The organism is Mongoliibacter sp. (genome assembly GCF_007692705.1).
GTDB lineage: Bacteria > Bacteroidota > Bacteroidia > Cytophagales > Cyclobacteriaceae > Mongoliibacter.
Genome location: NZ_REBN01000208.1, coordinates 1 through 16,594 on the forward strand (window position 1 = coordinate 1; position 16,594 = coordinate 16,594).

The following is a 16,594-nucleotide window of genomic DNA, read 5'->3' on the forward strand; positions in this document are numbered from 1 at the left end:
CGACCTGTATCTCTGAAAAACTCACCGATACAAGCACCTGTAAACGGAGCAAAGAACTGCATTGGAGCGGGTTCTGAAGCTGCAGCAGAAACTACAACTGAATAAGGAAGTGCTCCGCCTTTTTCCAAAGCTGCTACAATACCTGCAACAGTGGAAGCTTTTTGCCCTATGGCAACATAAATACAGAAAACTGGCTCTCCTCTTTCATAGAACTCCTTCTGATTCAAAATAGTATCAATAGCTACAGCGGTTTTACCTGTCTGACGGTCACCGATAATCAATTCACGCTGACCTCTTCCGATCGGAATCATGGAGTCAATCGCTTTGATACCTGTCTGAAGTGGTTCGTTAACTGGCTGACGGTAGATTACTCCTGGAGCTTTACGCTCTAGAGGCATTTCAAAAAGATCACCTTCAATAGGACCTTTTCCATCAATTGGATGACCTAATGTATCTACAACCCTTCCAAGCATTCCTTCGCCTACTTGAATAGAAGCAATACTTTTGGTTCTTTTTACGTTGTCACCTTCCTTGACCAATTTAGAGTCACCGAACAATACGGCACCTACATTGTCTTCTTCAAGGTTAAGCACCATCGCTCTAAGACCATTGTCAAATTCAAGTAGTTCTCCAGCTTGTGCTTTGCTAAGTCCATATATTCGGGCAACACCGTCACCAACTTGGAGAACAGTACCCACTTCTTCAAGTTCGGCTTCAGTCTTGACATTGGAAAGTTGCTCTCTCAATATCGCCGAAACTTCATCAGGTCTAACTTGTGCCATTATATTTTTAATTAAATGTTATGCTTTATTTTTTAGTATAATTTGACAAAATACCTTTTGGCAAATTCTAGTTTTAATGTTCTCAGTTTATTGCTGATAGAGTCATCCAAAAGTTTATCATTGACTTTAAGGATAAATCCGCCAATAATTTCTGTGTCTATTTTTTCTACTAACTCAACCGTGTTAAGACCAGAAATCTCTTTTACAATTTCAACTACTTTCTTTTTGATATCCTCATCTAGAGCAATAGTAGTGGTGATTTCCGCTACCTGTATACCTTTGTAAAGATTGTACTGCTTCTGAAATTCCAGAGCTGTAGAAACTAACACATTTGCCCTATTTTTTCTGGTGACCAATTCGAAAAAACTCATAGTAATTTTGTTGGCAGTTTTTGAAAACAACTGCCTCAACACGTTGAATTTTTTGTCTGTGTTGACAATTGGGCTATTGAGCATCAGTACCAACTCTCTGTTTTCTGAGGCCAAAGAAATCAATAGTCTGACATCTGTCATGACCTCTTCAAGTTGACCCTTCTCAACAGCTAGCTCCAAAAGAGCTTTGGCGTACCTGGATGCTACTTTTATTTCTGACATAATCAGTTAAACTTAATTTCATTGATCAACTCATCCACAAGCTCTTTTTGCTTGGCATCATCAGCCAAAGTTTTTCTTAAAACTTTCTCTGCTATGGATAAAGATAGGGCGGCTACCTGAACCTTCACATCTTCAAGAGCTGCTTGTTTTTCAGTTTCAATTGCTTTTTTTGCTGCCTCAAGTAATTTGGCACCTTCTGCCTGAGCTACTCCTTTGGCATCTTCAACAACCTGTCTGGCTGTCTCAGTTGCTTTCAGTAACATCTCGTCTCTTTCAAGCTTGGCTTCAAGGATGATTTTTTCGTTCTCTGCTTTCAGATTGGCCATTTCATTTCTGGCTATTTCAGCAGATTTCAGTGCATCTTCAATGCTTTTTTCTCTTTCCTCCAAAGCAGAAAGTATCGGCTTCCATGCAAACTTAGCAAGGATAAACAGCAATATGGAAAATCCAATGATTTGCCATATGATCAAGCCGGAACCGGGAATAATAAGATCCATATCTAGAAATTTTAGCTTATTTTCAGTTTTTGTTCAATGTAATAAAAGGGATTGGCCTAGCGCCAATCCCTGATCTTTGTCTTAGAAAGTGTAATCGCCCAAAGCAATTAGTAGACAAACTACTACTGCAAATAGGGAAACCACCTCAATAAGAGCCGCGATAATCAACATAGCAGTTTGGATTTTTCCAGCTGCTTCAGGCTGACGAGCGATGCCCTCCATTGCTTGACCACCGATTCTACCGATACCCAGACCTGCGCCTATCGCTACAATTCCGGCACCGATACCAGCACCCATAAGTGCGAAACCGGCAGTTAATAAGATTGAAGTTAACATACTTGTTAGGTTTTATAAATTGAACAAAGAAATTACTAATTAATGATGCTCATGTTCTGCGACTGCCTGACCAATATACATGGCAGAGAATAGCGTAAATACATAAGCCTGTATGGTAGCTACCAACAATTCGATCATATTGATAAACACTACCATTATCGTACTTGCTAACCCTACAGCATAGGATTCAAACACGAATATCAATCCAATAAAGCTCAAGATCACAATGTGACCTGCTGTAATGGCCACAAAAAGACGGACCATCAAGGCAAATGGCTTGGTGAAGAGACCTATGATTTCGACCGGAACAATGATCAACAAAAGAGGGACCGGAACACCGGGAGTTGCAACTACGTGTTTCCAATAATCTTTATTTCCATTAAGATTGGTAACAAAGAAAGTAAAGATGGCCAATGTAGCAGTAACAGCAATGTTACCCGTGAGGTTGGCTGCCCCTGGGAAAAGACCCAATAAGTTACCAAACCAAATGAAGAAGAAAATCGTCAACAGGTAAGGCGTAAAGTTTTTGTATTTGTGATGCCCTATATTTGGTAATGCAATCTCATCTCTGACGAAAACAACAATCGGCTCGATAAAGGAAGCTGCTCCTTTAGGTGCCTGTCCAGGATTTTTTTTGTAGTGGCTAGCCGCAGAAAGCAGTATCCAAAGTACTATTGCGATTACAATGAACAACATTGCTACATTTTTGGTGATTGAAAGATCTATAAATGATCTTTCTTCATCCACAGCCTTAAGATGATCATGCTCATCTATATAATATCCATTGTGGCCGTATTCTTTTCCAAAAAGATGTGTTTCTGGATTCTGAAAGTTTGATGAGGAAAACACCTCAAGTCCTCTATCAGAAGAATAGATAATTACAGGCAAAGGAAGTGTCAGGTGAGTGTGCCCAAAAGTTGCAAAATGCCACTCGTGTGAGTCCTTTACGTGGTGCATGATGAAGCCTGTTTTATCATCTTCATCTCCTGCTGCAACAGCTACATTTGAAAAACCAATCCAAAAGACTGATAATAAAACACTTAGGCAAAGTAATTTACGGACCATTAAATGATTTTTTAGAACCTATTTCGAATTCGGGCGCAAATTAGCTATTACCCCGTATATATCAAACAATAAGTAAAAGAAATAAATGATAAAGAAATTGACCACAAACCAAATAATATTTTCAAGTTTTAATACCAGCATAACCGCCACAAAACCAATACTTGCCAAGAGACGGATGCCAATCGCTCCTAATAAAATATTAACAGAATTTTCTTTGCTGATTCCTAATAGATAATGAGTAAACATTCCTGTCAGCCAAGTCAAAATCACAAAAAATGAAAGGATTATCCATACCTTTTCGTGTATCCAATAAGGATCAAAAAAATATTCCAAGAGGTATATGACTCCCGCGATAAGTAAGGAAATCAGAAATAACCAAAATGTAAGTTTTTTAATTGTGTGCATACCCCTTATTTAGAGGATGCAAAACTAGGTATTTTTATTACTCTCTTCATTTTTTTCATCTTTTTTCATCATGATGTATAAATGATAAAAAGAAGCGACCACAGATAAAAAAGAAAAGAGCAAGAGCCAAAGAGGAAATTTCATGTTACTTTGCTCCTGAATATACCATCCCAAAAATGTTCCCAGCCCAATCACCGCAAACATTTGGAATGAGAGGCCCATATACTTTAGAAAAGTATTCAACCTAACCTGCAGCAAACTGTTTCTTACCGGACTCTTCTTTATCTTCCGACTTGGAAACAGTGAGAGAGTTGGAATTCATCTGACATTTCCCATTGAAAACAGCTCCATTTTCAACCACCAATTTTTGTGTGGTGATATTTCCGTTGATAAAGGCGGTCTTTTTCAGAAAAAGCAGATCGCTACAGACTACCTCTCCCTCAACTTTTCCGGAAATTTCCGCTTCTGCAGAAACAATATTCCCTTTGATGGTGGAAGAGTCCCCTATCACCACTTTTGAAGTGGATTTTACCATACCGTCTACGGTACCTTCTATACGAATATTGCCTTGGGCTGTGATATCGCCTGTGATATGTGTTTCTCTTGAAATCACATTGCTGGAGTTTACCATGTCGACCACTGATTTTTTTTCTTCTGGTTTACTGAACATAACTAATCGAAGGAGATAAATTCTTGAGGATTAAGAGGAGAACCTTGATACCAAAGTTCAAAATGAAGATGGGGTCCCGAGCTGAGTTCTCCTGTATTTCCTACAATTGAAATAATCTCTCCACTCCTTACCACATCTCCTACATTCTTCAATATTACCGAATTATGTTTATAAATGGAAATCAACTCATTAGAATGCTGTATCATCAATACATACCCGGTATCAAGTGTCCATGAGCTGAAAATCACTGTCCCATCCAAAATAGATTTCACTGCTTCATTTTCTTTGGCAACAATATCCACACCAAAGTGATCCTGCTGTGGATCAAATACAGCCAAAACCAATCCTTTAATGGGAGTGAAAAAATAAGTGCTTGTCATAAAGCTCGAAAAATTTCTGTTTTGGAGGTTACCTTCCAAAGGAAGTCCGCGCATCTCTTCTATAATGGATTGAGTACCTTTGCTTGGTTGAAACTTCTCTAATTCAGGCCTTGCACTCCCAACTTCAAAATTAGCAGTATCCAAAAAAGCCTGAACAGTATCACCTCCTAATTCATCTCCCCCTATAATACGCTGTATATTCTGTATATAATTGTCTTTCTTCATCACCTCCAGGGCAAGAGAGTCTACCCTATTGGAAAGATTAATAAATAACTCTGTACTCTCTGTTGCTGTCAAACTGGGATCAAACCAGTTTTTCAATAGCGTCTTTGCCAGTACAAGTGAAATCCCAAAGCTTAGTATGAAAAACAAGACCCCGATCAGCAATACTTTAGAAGCTGTAATGCTGAACGAAGTTAAGACTGCAAAATCTTCTTCTTTTCTGATGACAAAAAGAAATTTTGACTTAAAGATTTTCTTGAGTTTATACTTCATTTAAACTTACCTGAACTTTCGAAAATATAATATTAAGTGAAAGCGTTTATTATTTTATAACCAAATCCTTTATTTTGGGGCTTTATAGGCAAAATGAATAAAATCCACTTAATTTATTTCTTATTAATTGCATTGCTAGTAGGGGCATGTTCTTCGGAAAAGAACACATTTACTAACAGGATGTACCACAATACAACCTCAAGATACAATGCTTATTTTTATGCCTACAACAATATCTTAAAACTTGAACAAGCGATCAAAGACAATCATCGAGAAGACTATTCACAGGTTTTACCTGTATTTTATCCAATTGACAGTGCTATTATAGAACAAAATGAAGAAATTCTGACTGAAGTGAAAGACTTCTCTTCAAAAGCTATAGAATGGCACAGGATTTCAAAATGGGTGGATGACAATTACTTCCTACTTGGGCTTGCGGATTATTACAATGCGGATTTTGACGATGCATCAAATACCTTCAGGTACCTGAATGTCAACAGTAAGAAAAGAAATGTCCGGCACCGTTCTTTGATTCAATTACTTCGGCAATTTATTGACTTGCGAAATTATGATGACGCAACTTATGTCATTGATTTTCTCTCAAAAGAGTCCAGAATCAGCAAAGAAAATCGATTCTTACTATACAAGACGCTAGCCTATTATTACGAAACAAGGGAAGATGTGAATGGGAAAATCGGTGCACTTGACAAAGCACTTGACTATACCAAGGACAGAGATGAGCGGTCTAGAATCAACTTTATACTGGCACAACTATATCAAAGGGAAGAGCTAGATGCTTTGGCTTTCAGCTATTATCAAGAGGCTGACAAAGGTAACCCCCCTTATGAAAGGAGTTTTTTCTCTCAGCTATTTGCCCAACAAGTGGCTGAAATCAACAAAAGTAAGGATGTCAAAAAGGTACGCAGCTTTTATGACGACTTATACAAAGACAGTAAAAACAGGGATTTAAAAGATGTGATTTTATATGAAAAAGCCCTTTTCGAACTCAAGATGGACGATATTGAAGAAGCAGAATCTCTGCTCATCAGGGCTGCCAAAGAAGAAGGCAAAAACGAAATACAGAAAGGTTATATCTACCAAAAACTTGCAGAGATAAGCTTCGATATCAAAAAAGACTTCCGTGCTACGAAATTTTATCTTGACTCCGCTGTGGCGAATTTCCGTCCTTCTCATAAAGCTTTTGCAGAAATTACTTCCAGAAAATCCATCTTTGATGACTACGTAGCTCAATATGATGTGATCAACAACAATGATAGCCTCATAAGGCTTGCACAACTCAGCCCGGAAGAGCAGGAGCTTGTGGCAGAAAATTTTATCTCACAAGAAGAGGAAAGGTTGTTAAGAGAAGCCGAGGCTAAGGAAAAACAAAAAAGCAGCAGCAGTATCTTTGACAATTTGCTTGCATTTGGAGGTCGTGGTTCAGGTCAATCATTTTATTTTGACAATGCCGTAGCTATGCAGCAGGGGACCATTGATTTTTATAGAAATTGGGGAAATCGACAGCTGGAAGACAACTGGAGAAGGAATGTTCAGAATTTTCAAACAGCAGGGGGATCAGGCGAAGAAATGGGAGCTGATGAAGAATTAATGGAAGAAGAGGAGGAAGAGGTAAATGTTTTTGCTGATATTCCAGATAAAGCTTCTCTTTTAGCCAATATTCCCAAAACTGAAGACGAAATCCAAAGGCTCAAACTAGAACTGGAAGAGGCATATTTTGAATTGGGAAAACTCATGTTCTTTGATTTTAAGGAAGCAAAAATTGCAAAAGATTACCTGGAAATACTGATTACATCCTATCCAAACTCCAACAAGAAATCGGAAGCTTATTATATCCTTTATTTAGCAGCAAAGGAGCTTGGGGGCAATGAGGATCTTTTCGTACAAAGGCTAAACAGGGAGTTTCCGGATTCCCAATACACCTACTATGTAAACAACCCAAATGCTATGACAGGAAATCAGGCATTTTTGGAATCTTCTAAAAGCTACAAAGAAGCTTATGAACTTTATTACAACAGGCAGTATCAAGAGGCAAGAAGCAAAGTGAGAAATACTTTGGAAAATTACCCTTTAACCAAAAATACTGATAGACTCATGTTACTTGATATCATGGTTTCAGGCAAAATAGAAGATACCGAGAGGTATAAATCAAGACTTGAAAATTATATCCAAACCGCAGAGAATCCTGAATTGGTAAAAATGGCAAGAAATATGCTTAAAGCGCTGACAGGTGAACAAAACCTGGCAGAAGCCCAAATGGAAGAAAGAGAAGATGATATGGAGTCAACCACGGGAGATAGTGGAGAGGCCACGGATGAAGAAGATGATGAGGAAGAAGAATCTCCGTATAAAGAAAATCCTAACCAAACTCATATATTTGTCATCGCTTTGGATCCCGACAAGGCTAAAAATGCGAAAAGTCTTTTGGCAGATCTTGAATCCTTTCATTCTACCAACTTCGGGAATGCCAGATTAAGGACAGGAAACATGAACTTGAGTAGGGAGGAATCCATATTCATCGTCAGTCCGTTCAACAATGCAGAAAGAGGATTGGCCTACAGAGAAAAGTTTATGGAGGAATTTAACTCCAACTCCTTAAATAAAGATGACAAAGAAAAGGTCTTCCTAATTTCAATTGAGAACTTCCAAGAATTGAATAAAAGAAAAAACATCAACGAGTATCGTCAATTTTATAAAAAAGCATACTAAAACGCTTTATCAGTAATTCAATAATGACCAAGAAAATTATCAAGCTCATTTGGATTGGCTTTGCTGCCGGTTTCATTGGGTTCATTCTATTTATCTGGGGAGTCAGTGTCAACTTCCTTGGACTATTTGGGGAGCTTCCCAATTTCAAAGCCTTAGAAAATCCTGAATCAGAATTAGCCTCCGAATTATACTCTGCTGATGGAGTATTGCTTGGGAATTATTTCAGAGAAAACAGAAGCCCTGTCACTTACAATGAACTGTCCCCTAACCTCATCAATGCGCTGATCGCTACAGAAGATGTCAGATTTGAAGACCACTCAGGCATAGACCTGCAAAGTATGGGTAGGGTATTGTTTAAATCCCTCATCTTAAGACAGTCTGCAGGTGGTGGAAGTACCCTAAGTCAACAGACAGCAAAAAACCTATTTAAGACCAGAAACCTTGAATCACAAGGTGTTCTCAGCAGGGTGCCCGGATTAAGAATGCTTGTCATCAAAACAAAAGAGTGGATTGTGGCAGCAAAACTTGAAAAGGCCTATACCAAAGATGAGATCCTGACCATGTACCTTAACACATCCGAATTTGGAAGTAATGCATATGGTATCAAAACAGCCTCAAAAACTTTCTTCAACAAATCACCAAACGAATTGAATGTTCAGGAGTCTGCTACACTTGTAGGGCTTTTCAAAGCTCCTACCTATTATAGCCCTGTTTTCAATCCTGAAAATTCGCTTAGAAGAAGAAACACTGTGCTTTACCAAATGGAAAAGTATGATTTCATCACCAAACCTGAAAGAGATTCACTCTTTCAACTCCCTATCGAACTGGATTATAAAGTGGAAAACCAAAATCAAGGCCTTGCCACCTACTTCAGAGAAATTATAAAGGCGGACTTGATCAGATGGACAAAAGAGAATCTCAAACCTGATGGATCACCTTATGATCTTTTTGGAGATGGCCTTAAGATATTTACTACCATTGACAGCAGACTACAAAAATATGCCGAAGAAGCAGTTTCGGAGCATATGAAAGAGTTACAGAAAAAGTTTGAAAACGAGATGGGCAACCGGGATCCTTGGATAGACAATACAGGAAGGGTAATTCCAAATTTTCTTGAAAATGCTGTAAAAAGGACTGATGCTTACCGCAACCTAATAAAAAGGTATGGAGCAGGTTCTGACTCTGTGGATATCAAGTTGAATGAAAAAAAGAAAATGAGGGTGTTTTCTTGGGAAAGAGGGGAAGTAGATACTTTAATGAGTACAATGGATTCCTTGAGGCACTATAAAAAACACCTTCAAACAGGCTTTATGTCTATGGACCCACATACGGGACATATCAAAGCATGGGTAGGCGGAGTCAATCATAAGCATTTCAAATATGACCATGTCAAGCAAGGAAGAAGACAACCGGGCTCTACTTTTAAGCCCTTCGTATATGCCGCAGCTATTGAGAATGGATACAGCCCTTGCTATACTGTAATTGACCAACCTATCGAAGTAAATATTCCAGGACAACCCTCTTGGACACCCAAGAATGCAGATGGGAAATTTTCTTATGAAAAAATGACTATCAGAAGGGCTATGGCTCAGTCCATCAACTCAGTCACGGCATATATGATGAAAAAACTCAGCCCAAGGGTTGTTGTAGAGACTGCGCATCGGCTAGGTATAACGAGCGACCTTGAGGAGGTGCCTGCTTTGGCACTAGGTACTAGTGATGTATCAGTCTACGAAATGGTAGGAGCTATGGGAACTTTTGTCAATAAAGGAGAACATATTGTTCCCTTCTATATTGATAGGATTGAGGATAAAAATGGCAATTTACTTCAGCAATTTACACCAAAGAAAAAACCAGCTATGAGTGAAGAGCATGCTTACTTGATGCTCTACATGATGAGAGGGGGCTTTGAAGAATCAAAAGGAACCAGCCAGGGTGTGCCATGGACATTAAGAGACGAAGGAAATCAATTGGGTGGAAAAACAGGTACTACGCAAAACGCCTCTGATGGCTGGTATATGGGGATGAGTAAAGACTTAGTCTCAGGAGTATGGGTAGGTGGGGATGATAGGGCCATTCACTTCAGAAGCTGGATACTCGGTCAAGGCGGACAGACTGCACGCCCTATATGGGTGAAGTATATGGCTAAGGCGTATGCCGACCAATCTCTAGGTATTTCAAAGGGTCCTTTCCCAAGACCTGAAAGACCCCTAAGTATAGAAATTGACTGTGACCGGTATGAGATGGAAAGCAACAGATTCAGTGACTTTGACTTTGACCCCAAAAGGGATGATTTCTAAATAAAAAACGAGAACCAAATGCAGCCCCTTTCTTAGGGGCTGTTTTTTTCTATTTTTGCTTTATGCATGCCTCATTCTACAAAGTTGACGAATACCATAATCTCCCCGACCAACCAGGAGTATATAAATATTACAATGAAGCTGACGAATTGATTTATGTTGGCAAAGCCAAAAGTCTCAAAAAAAGGGTCTCTTCTTATTTTGTAAAAATAACTGGGCTTAACCACAAGACCAGAAGAATGGTCAAGGAGATCAAGAAAATTGAAATTGCTTTGGTCAATTCTGAATTCGATGCATTGCTCCTTGAAAATAACCTGATCAAGCAGAGCCAACCTCGGTACAATATACTTTTACGGGATGATAAAACTTATCCCTATTTGGTGGTAACCAACGAACATTTCCCACAAATCCACCCTACAAGAAGAATGATTCAGGGTAAAGGCACCTATTATGGCCCCTTTGCTTCCGTTAAGGCCATGAATAATGTCTTGGAGCTCATTCGTAGTATATTCACCGTAAGAACCTGCAGACTCGACCTAAGCCCGGCAAAGATAAGCGAATCAAAATACAAGGTGTGCCTAGAATACCACCTTGGCAACTGTCTTGGGCCATGCGAAGGATACCAATCGGAGAAAGAATACCTTAAGGATATTGAACAAGCCAAGCACATCCTCAAAGGTAATTTGACTGTAGCTAAAAATTTCTTCAAGGAAAAGATGCTTGAATCTGCAGAAAAGCTGGCATTTGAAAGGGCAGAGTATTTCAAACAAAAGCTGGAATTACTGGAAAAATATCAATCCAAGTCATTAGTCGCCAATCCCTCTATCAAAGATCTTGACACCTTCGCCATAGTAACTGACGAAAAATCTGCTTACGTGAATTACCTTAAAATAATCAATGGCTCGGTTATTATTACCAAGACAGTAGAACTTAAAAAGAAATTAGATGAGACAGAATCTGACTTGCTACTGACTGCAATCGTAAGATTACGGGACCAGTTCAACAGTAATGCACCTGAAATCATTATTAATATCCCTTTAGATGAAGAATATGAGGGGCTCAATATTTCAATCCCAAAAATCGGAGACAAGAAAAAGTTAATTGACCTTTCTCTCAAGAATGCCAAGTACTACAAACAAGAAAAGCTCTTGGCATCTGGTGAGGTCAAAGACAAAAAATTCAGGGTGTTAAAACAACTTCAGACAGACTTGTCTCTAAAAGAAATGCCAGACCACATTGAATGCTTTGACAATTCCAATATTCAAGGTACCAACCCCGTAGCTAGCATGGTCTGCTTCCTCAACGGAAAGCCAGCTGTTAAGGAATATAGACATTATCATATCAAAACCGTAGAGGGTCCGGATGATTTTGCCAGTATGACAGAGGTGGTGGGGAGAAGGTATAAACGACTTCTTGAAGAAGAGAAACCACTTCCCAAACTCATTGTGATTGATGGTGGAAAAGGACAACTATCTTCCTCCGTTGTAGCGCTCAAAAACCTGGGTATTTATGGGCAAGTACCTATTATAGGAATTGCTAAGCGTCTGGAAGAAATCTATTTCCCTGAAGATCAGTTTCCGCTACATATTGATAAGAAATCGGAATCATTGCGATTACTTCAGAGGATAAGAGACGAGGCACACCGTTTTGCCATCACATTTCATAGAAACGTCAGAAGTAAAAAGGCTTTTGGCACTGAACTCACTAAAGTTGAAGGTATTGGAAAACAAACTGCTGAAAAACTATTGAAACACTTCAAGTCAGTAAAAAAAATAAGGGAAGGAAAAGAAGAGGAACTTGTAGAACTGATCGGTGAAGCGAGAGCAATAAAATTAATGGAATGGCTTAAAAATGAAAAAAGCGGGTAAAACCCGCTTTTTTCATTTTATTTTGATTACCATTCCCATAACCCATTTTCATATTCGAGTAACTTGTACTCAAAATCAAGTGCATCCAAAAAGGCCTGCAATTCAGCATTGGGGTTATCAGGATTGACCTTGTCTGCGATTAGGGCTTCGTCCGAGTTAGTATACCTTCGAACAATTGCTCTGAATAATCTTAGATCAAAAGCCTGATCATAACTTAGATTTTTTGATGTGTTTTGGAAATTCAACCATTTTGCTTCTGGATGGTCCTTGAAGTAATTGTAGAAGTCCTTATACCTGATAAAGCCAATAGTTTTCTGACCAGCATTTGCATTGGTCGGAGATGGCATTACCAATTCAATGTATTTGATATCAAATTTAGCCTGCGAATGATGCTTGTCAAAAAGGAAATCTTCCCTGAAATCCAAGTAATACAGTTGTTTCACAAAAATACTGTCACCATTGGCAGAAATCCAGAAATTATCCTGAAACTCGGCTATAGACAATGGTTTTTTGAATTCGTCATCTGCAAAAACTTCAAAAGCATTATCATCAACAATCGCCTTGTATATGTTATTGATGATACCATTATTTTTGGTATCGCCTGAACCATACAATGGCACATTGTATTTCTCCCTTAGGTCGATTCTTCTCCAGACAGCGATCTGATACATTTTGTCATCTTCACGCATAGGTCTAGCGGAATATACCGTATCCATTTGGAATCTTCTGTCTCCATTATTGGATGGGCTTACGCTTGTCGCACCTTGTGCAAAAACATCTAGTCCAAAGAAAACTCCAATTAGAGTAAATATGCCGATAAGTTTAGCTTTTAACATCATAGCTAAGTCCATTTAATAACCTCGTCATTATAACGAGATCGGTTTTATTTAATTGCCATCCTGATAATTTCAGGCTGGTTATTTTTGATTTTATTACCCCTAAAGTTGGTTCTGGTAACTTCCGTTACCCTAATCACTAAGGCGTCACCACTTCTTGCAGCTGCAAGTAAGTTTCTTATCGCTACGTTCTCTCCTGAAATCTGAACCCTCTCACGAGGAACTTCATTTCTCAAAAGAATTACTTCTCCACCTGTTACTTCAAAGTTTGAATCTCTTGCCATTGTTCTAGCAAAAGTAGGCTCGGGTACAGCTCTTACTGCCAAGGAAGCCGGACCTGGTGCTGGATATGCAACACTCAAATCGATTTGACCTCTTCCATCAAACAAACGAATCGTAGGAGCAGGTACTGGTTTGATATCGTAATCTACATTTCCGATTTTATTTCCACCACTGCTTACTCCAATAACTACTTTACCGGAATTGCCTGGAATAACGGTTACTTGACCAGGTCTCTGACCTTTGATAGCAGTACCATTAGACACTGTAAAGTCCGGTGCATAGTTGTTACCAAGTGCGGGAACATCAATCATCAAATCATTAGCACAATCTGCATACAGTTGATTCACTACCTCTGAAGTAACCCTGATTACTGGCTGAGCTACGAAATATTCATAATCAACATTCAATACAGAATCTTTTCCGGCAATATTTACTGTAATTTCACCCTTCAATACCTGTCTTGCAAGACCTCTGTCATCATATTGGCCAGCTGGAGGTACTGTAAAGCTGATTTCTCCAAAGCCATCCACTACCGGAACTTCTCTTCCATTCACGGTCATTTTAGGCTGAGCTGAGGAAGAAGAAGAAGCGATAAATAAATTACCTTCAAACTTGGTCCCTGCAGCTACAACATTGGAGTTTGCAGCTACACTCGCCTTGAATACATCAGATTTGAAGTAGAAAGTACCAATAGACCCTGTAATAGCAGATAAAGCTTCACCTTCAATATTCAAAACCTCATTTTGATATTGAGAAATTAAAGCCATAACTGCACCCACCGGAGATTTTACAAAATTCAGATTCACAAAGTTTTTATTCCTTGCTTCTGAATCATTTTTGAAAATCTCAATGTCTTTTGCGTCTTTGGCTATATCACTGAATTGGAGGTCTATACCGATTCCAGCAAGAATGTTGGTAATCTCAACTGGATACTGATTCAACCTGTCCTGCATATCAAAACCTTTTCTTTGGTTATTGAAAATTTGGCCAGGTACATCCACATTTTTAAGCGCAGAAGTTTTATACATCCCCTGATCATCTTTTGCATTGGATTCTGTAATCAATTCCTGCTTAAGACTTTCTAGATAGCTGTAAACTTCAGCACTGGATTTTCTTACTTCACGGGCTGCTGCCACTTTAGGCACATCCCTTTCATTATTACCTTGTTGTTCAACTGTTCCAGCAATTGAAGAAACAGTGAATTCATTTTTTTGTATAAAGTTTTTAGATGTTCTCTCTAGTCCATCATTCAACAATACAAATTTTTGTAGGATCTGGTTACTTACCTGTAATGCCAGCAATGCTGTCAATACCAGGTACATCATACCAATCATCCGTTGTCTTGGTGTCTCTTTAGCTCCTGCCATTTTAAAATTCTAAAAGATTAAACATTTTTTAAGTTTGGCTTAACCTTTCATGGCTGTAAGCATACCGCCATAGATTTTATTCAAAGAACTTACGTTTTGATTCAATTTGGCCAATTCATTTTTGAAAGCCTCAGTTTCTTTACCTGCCTCAGAGAGACCTTCCATTGCAGCTGTAACATTCGAATAAAACTTATTTAAAGTTTTAACATGGCTCTGAGCATCCTGAAGTTCCATTTCATAGACATTGTTAAGAGCAGAAAGATTCTTGGTTACTTCTACTACTTGACCGTGATAAGCTTTGGCATCCTCGGAAGCCGAAGACAATTCGGTCAAAGCAGCAGCCGTCTTACCATAAGATTGATTCATATCAACAAGGGTCTTAGAAGCAGATTTGACATTATCTGCATATTCGGTTGTAGCGACAGCAGCATCTGAAATTTTACCCATTTTCTCAGCAGAAGAAGCCAAGTTTTGAATTCCTTTTCCTAGGCTATCAAAAAGTTCAGGACCTATTTTAGCATTAGTCAGCATCTCATCAAATTTCTGGGAAATTCCATCATTAACGTTAGCCTTAAGTGGTTTTTTAGCGGCTGGTTCACTTCCCGCCAATTCAGGATAAACTTTAGACCAGTCTATTTCTTCTTGTTTTGGTTCAAATGCTGAGAGGAAAAAAATCAAGGCTTCTGTGGTTAGTCCGACTCCAATCATAAGACTGGCTCCTTGCCAATCAAGAATCTTAAACATAGCACCCAGGATTACGATAGAAGCACCGATACCATAAATTTTAGGCATAATGTCGCCATAAAATTTGTATTTGAATGAATTGTTCTTTGCCATTTTAATAGAGTGTGAGCGATTAAGTGTTAATTGTTATTTGTTTTGTGTTTGTTACCTTCTTCTTCTTCTGTTATTGTTTACATCCATTGACCCTGATCTCCCGATAAATGTCATGGCTGTTCTGAATCCAATATGTGCGGTTTTTACATCTTGGTATTCATAAGTTCTGGTACTTGTTTCAAGATAATGTGCAATATCTTTCCAAGATCCTCCTCTAATAATTTTTCTTGATTCATTGGGGTCGTTGTAGACTGGATCCAAGTCCCAGGTAATTGCACTGGCTACAGGATTGTATGCATCCATAACCCACTCTGCTACATTACCTGACATATTGTAAAGCCCAAATCCATTTGGAGCAAATACATCTACTGGTGCTGTATAAGCAAAACCATCGTCTATGTAATTACCTCTTCCAGGTTTGAAATTTGCCATTAGACAACCTCTCTTATTTTTGATATATGGACCTCCCCAAGGGTATTTGGCTACATCTTTACCTCCCTTAGCGGCATATTCCCATTCAGCTTCAGACGGAAGTCTAAATCCCGGCATATCAAAATCAGACCTATCATTGGCTCTCATGTGATATGTTCTCCACTCACAGTACATTTGGGCTTGTTCCCAACTCACGCCCACAACCGGATAGTTGTCAAAAGCAGGATGATCAAAATAAAACTCCATCAATGGGTCACCATAGTGGTATGAAAAGCTAGTAGACCATACAGTCGTATCAGGAAGAACTTCATCCAAATTAAATGTAGGTGGCTCTTTCAATGTGGTTGGTGTTCCATAATCATATTCTCCAAGTCTTACAGCTTCCAAAAACTGTCTGTATTTATTGTTGGACACTTCGTATTTGTCCATATAAAATTCAGAAATCGTTATTTGCTTGTTAAAAGATGACTGGGTATGTGCGATATCTTCATCGGCTTGCCCCATCCAAAAAGTACCCGCTTTTACAGCTACCATGTCAATAGGCAAATTTTGTTGCCAGTTGGCCCTCTTCGGAACACCTGTCACTTCACCTCTCCGATTATCTTTTTCACTTGCGCTTCCCCTCTTTCCAAACAGGCCGCATCCCTGCAGAATACCGGCCACCAAAATGGCCGAAATAAGGGGGAAAATCCGAGAATTCATTTTATTATACATAAAATACA

The 16,594-nt window shown here is 38.8% G+C and carries 14 protein-coding genes and 1 pseudogene; 3 read left to right on the plus strand and 12 right to left on the minus strand.

Annotated elements, in window-relative coordinates:
* From EA341_RS14690 to EA341_RS14725, 8 genes and pseudogenes are all read right to left on the minus strand, one after another.
* Positions 1-782, minus strand: a pseudogene (locus EA341_RS14690) (F0F1 ATP synthase subunit alpha); the annotation flags it as partial.
* A 32-nt stretch (positions 783-814) separates the two neighbouring features.
* Complete coding sequence (atpH, locus tag EA341_RS14695) at positions 815-1,375, minus strand: ATP synthase F1 subunit delta (RefSeq protein WP_293015881.1); 561 nt, start codon at positions 1,373-1,375, stop codon at positions 815-817.
* 2 nt (positions 1,376-1,377) lie between these two features.
* Positions 1,378-1,872 carry a F0F1 ATP synthase subunit B gene (gene atpF / locus EA341_RS14700; RefSeq protein ID WP_293015883.1) on the minus strand — a complete coding sequence of 165 codons (495 nt, stop codon included), beginning with the start codon at positions 1,870-1,872 and terminating at the stop codon, positions 1,378-1,380.
* An 81-nt stretch (positions 1,873-1,953) separates the two neighbouring features.
* Positions 1,954-2,208: an ATP synthase F0 subunit C gene (gene atpE, locus EA341_RS14705; RefSeq protein ID WP_009032918.1), complete on the minus strand. Its 255-nt coding sequence runs from the start codon at positions 2,206-2,208 to the stop codon at positions 1,954-1,956.
* A 39-nt stretch (positions 2,209-2,247) separates the two neighbouring features.
* Positions 2,248-3,273, minus strand: coding sequence for a F0F1 ATP synthase subunit A (atpB, locus tag EA341_RS14710; RefSeq protein WP_293015884.1), 1,026 nt, complete (start codon positions 3,271-3,273; stop codon positions 2,248-2,250).
* Positions 3,274-3,702: 429 nt separating this feature from the next.
* Positions 3,703-3,900 (minus strand): AtpZ/AtpI family protein, encoded by a 198-nt coding sequence (locus EA341_RS14715; RefSeq protein WP_293015886.1) that lies wholly within the window; start codon positions 3,898-3,900, stop codon positions 3,703-3,705.
* Positions 3,901-3,922: 22 nt separating this feature from the next.
* On the minus strand, positions 3,923-4,348 hold the full coding sequence (locus tag EA341_RS14720) for a polymer-forming cytoskeletal protein (protein ID WP_293015887.1): 426 nt from the start codon (positions 4,346-4,348) through the stop codon (positions 3,923-3,925).
* Positions 4,349-4,350: 2 nt separating this feature from the next.
* Positions 4,351-5,223: a M23 family metallopeptidase gene (locus EA341_RS14725; protein ID WP_293015888.1), complete on the minus strand. Its 873-nt coding sequence runs from the start codon at positions 5,221-5,223 to the stop codon at positions 4,351-4,353.
* Between the two features lie 180 nt (positions 5,224-5,403).
* On the opposite strand from EA341_RS14725, the gene EA341_RS14730 reads away from it, so the two are divergent.
* From EA341_RS14730 to uvrC, 3 genes are all read left to right on the plus strand, one after another.
* Positions 5,404-7,950: a tetratricopeptide repeat protein gene (locus tag EA341_RS14730; protein ID WP_367127588.1), complete on the plus strand. Its 2,547-nt coding sequence runs from the start codon at positions 5,404-5,406 to the stop codon at positions 7,948-7,950.
* 23 nt (positions 7,951-7,973) lie between these two features.
* On the plus strand, positions 7,974-10,250 hold the full coding sequence (locus tag EA341_RS14735; RefSeq protein WP_293015891.1) for a transglycosylase domain-containing protein: 2,277 nt from the start codon (positions 7,974-7,976) through the stop codon (positions 10,248-10,250).
* A gap of 62 nt (positions 10,251-10,312) precedes the next feature.
* Positions 10,313-12,118, plus strand: a complete 1,806-nt coding sequence (uvrC, locus tag EA341_RS14740) for an excinuclease ABC subunit UvrC (protein WP_293015892.1) — start codon at positions 10,313-10,315, stop codon at positions 12,116-12,118.
* A gap of 26 nt (positions 12,119-12,144) precedes the next feature.
* On the opposite strand, the gene gldN is transcribed toward uvrC, so the two are convergent.
* Genes gldN through gldK form a run of 4 tightly spaced genes read right to left on the minus strand, consistent with a single transcriptional unit; the run spans position 12,145 to position 16,586 of the window.
* A complete protein-coding gene (gene gldN, locus EA341_RS14745; protein WP_293015894.1) occupies positions 12,145-12,957 on the minus strand; it encodes a gliding motility protein GldN in 813 nt (270 codons plus the stop codon).
* Between the two features lie 44 nt (positions 12,958-13,001).
* Entirely contained in the window at positions 13,002-14,603 is a 1,602-nt protein-coding gene (gene gldM / locus EA341_RS14750; RefSeq protein WP_293015896.1) for a gliding motility protein GldM, read from the minus strand.
* Positions 14,604-14,642: 39 nt separating this feature from the next.
* A complete protein-coding gene (gene gldL / locus EA341_RS14755; RefSeq protein ID WP_293015898.1) occupies positions 14,643-15,440 on the minus strand; it encodes a gliding motility protein GldL in 798 nt (265 codons plus the stop codon).
* A 51-nt stretch (positions 15,441-15,491) separates the two neighbouring features.
* On the minus strand, positions 15,492-16,586 hold the full coding sequence (gene gldK / locus EA341_RS14760; RefSeq protein ID WP_293015900.1) for a gliding motility lipoprotein GldK: 1,095 nt from the start codon (positions 16,584-16,586) through the stop codon (positions 15,492-15,494).
* Between the last annotated feature and the right edge of the window lie 8 nt (positions 16,587-16,594).

Excerpts from the sequence above, each read along its gene's own strand:
- EA341_RS14715 (WP_293015886.1), bottom strand. The coding sequence starts at position 3,900 with ATGGGCCTCTCATTCCAAATGTTTGCGGTGATTGGGCTGGGAACATTT.
- EA341_RS14720 (WP_293015887.1), bottom strand. The coding sequence starts at position 4,348 with ATGTTCAGTAAACCAGAAGAAAAAAAATCAGTGGTCGACATGGTAAAC.
- gldL (WP_293015898.1), bottom strand. The coding sequence starts at position 15,440 with ATGGCAAAGAACAATTCATTCAAATACAAATTTTATGGCGACATTATG.
- gldK (WP_293015900.1), bottom strand. The coding sequence starts at position 16,586 with ATGTATAATAAAATGAATTCTCGGATTTTCCCCCTTATTTCGGCCATT.
- atpE (WP_009032918.1), bottom strand. The coding sequence starts at position 2,208 with ATGTTAACTTCAATCTTATTAACTGCCGGTTTCGCACTTATGGGTGCT.
- uvrC (WP_293015892.1), top strand. The coding sequence starts at position 10,313 with ATGCATGCCTCATTCTACAAAGTTGACGAATACCATAATCTCCCCGAC.
- EA341_RS14725 (WP_293015888.1), bottom strand. The coding sequence starts at position 5,223 with ATGAAGTATAAACTCAAGAAAATCTTTAAGTCAAAATTTCTTTTTGTC.
- atpB (WP_293015884.1), bottom strand. The coding sequence starts at position 3,273 with ATGGTCCGTAAATTACTTTGCCTAAGTGTTTTATTATCAGTCTTTTGG.
- atpH (WP_293015881.1), bottom strand. The coding sequence starts at position 1,375 with ATGTCAGAAATAAAAGTAGCATCCAGGTACGCCAAAGCTCTTTTGGAG.
- gldM (WP_293015896.1), bottom strand. The coding sequence starts at position 14,603 with ATGGCAGGAGCTAAAGAGACACCAAGACAACGGATGATTGGTATGATG.
- EA341_RS14735 (WP_293015891.1), top strand. The coding sequence starts at position 7,974 with ATGACCAAGAAAATTATCAAGCTCATTTGGATTGGCTTTGCTGCCGGT.
- atpF (WP_293015883.1), bottom strand. The coding sequence starts at position 1,872 with ATGGATCTTATTATTCCCGGTTCCGGCTTGATCATATGGCAAATCATT.
- gldN (WP_293015894.1), bottom strand. The coding sequence starts at position 12,957 with ATGATGTTAAAAGCTAAACTTATCGGCATATTTACTCTAATTGGAGTT.
- EA341_RS14730 (WP_367127588.1), top strand. The coding sequence starts at position 5,404 with ATGTACCACAATACAACCTCAAGATACAATGCTTATTTTTATGCCTAC.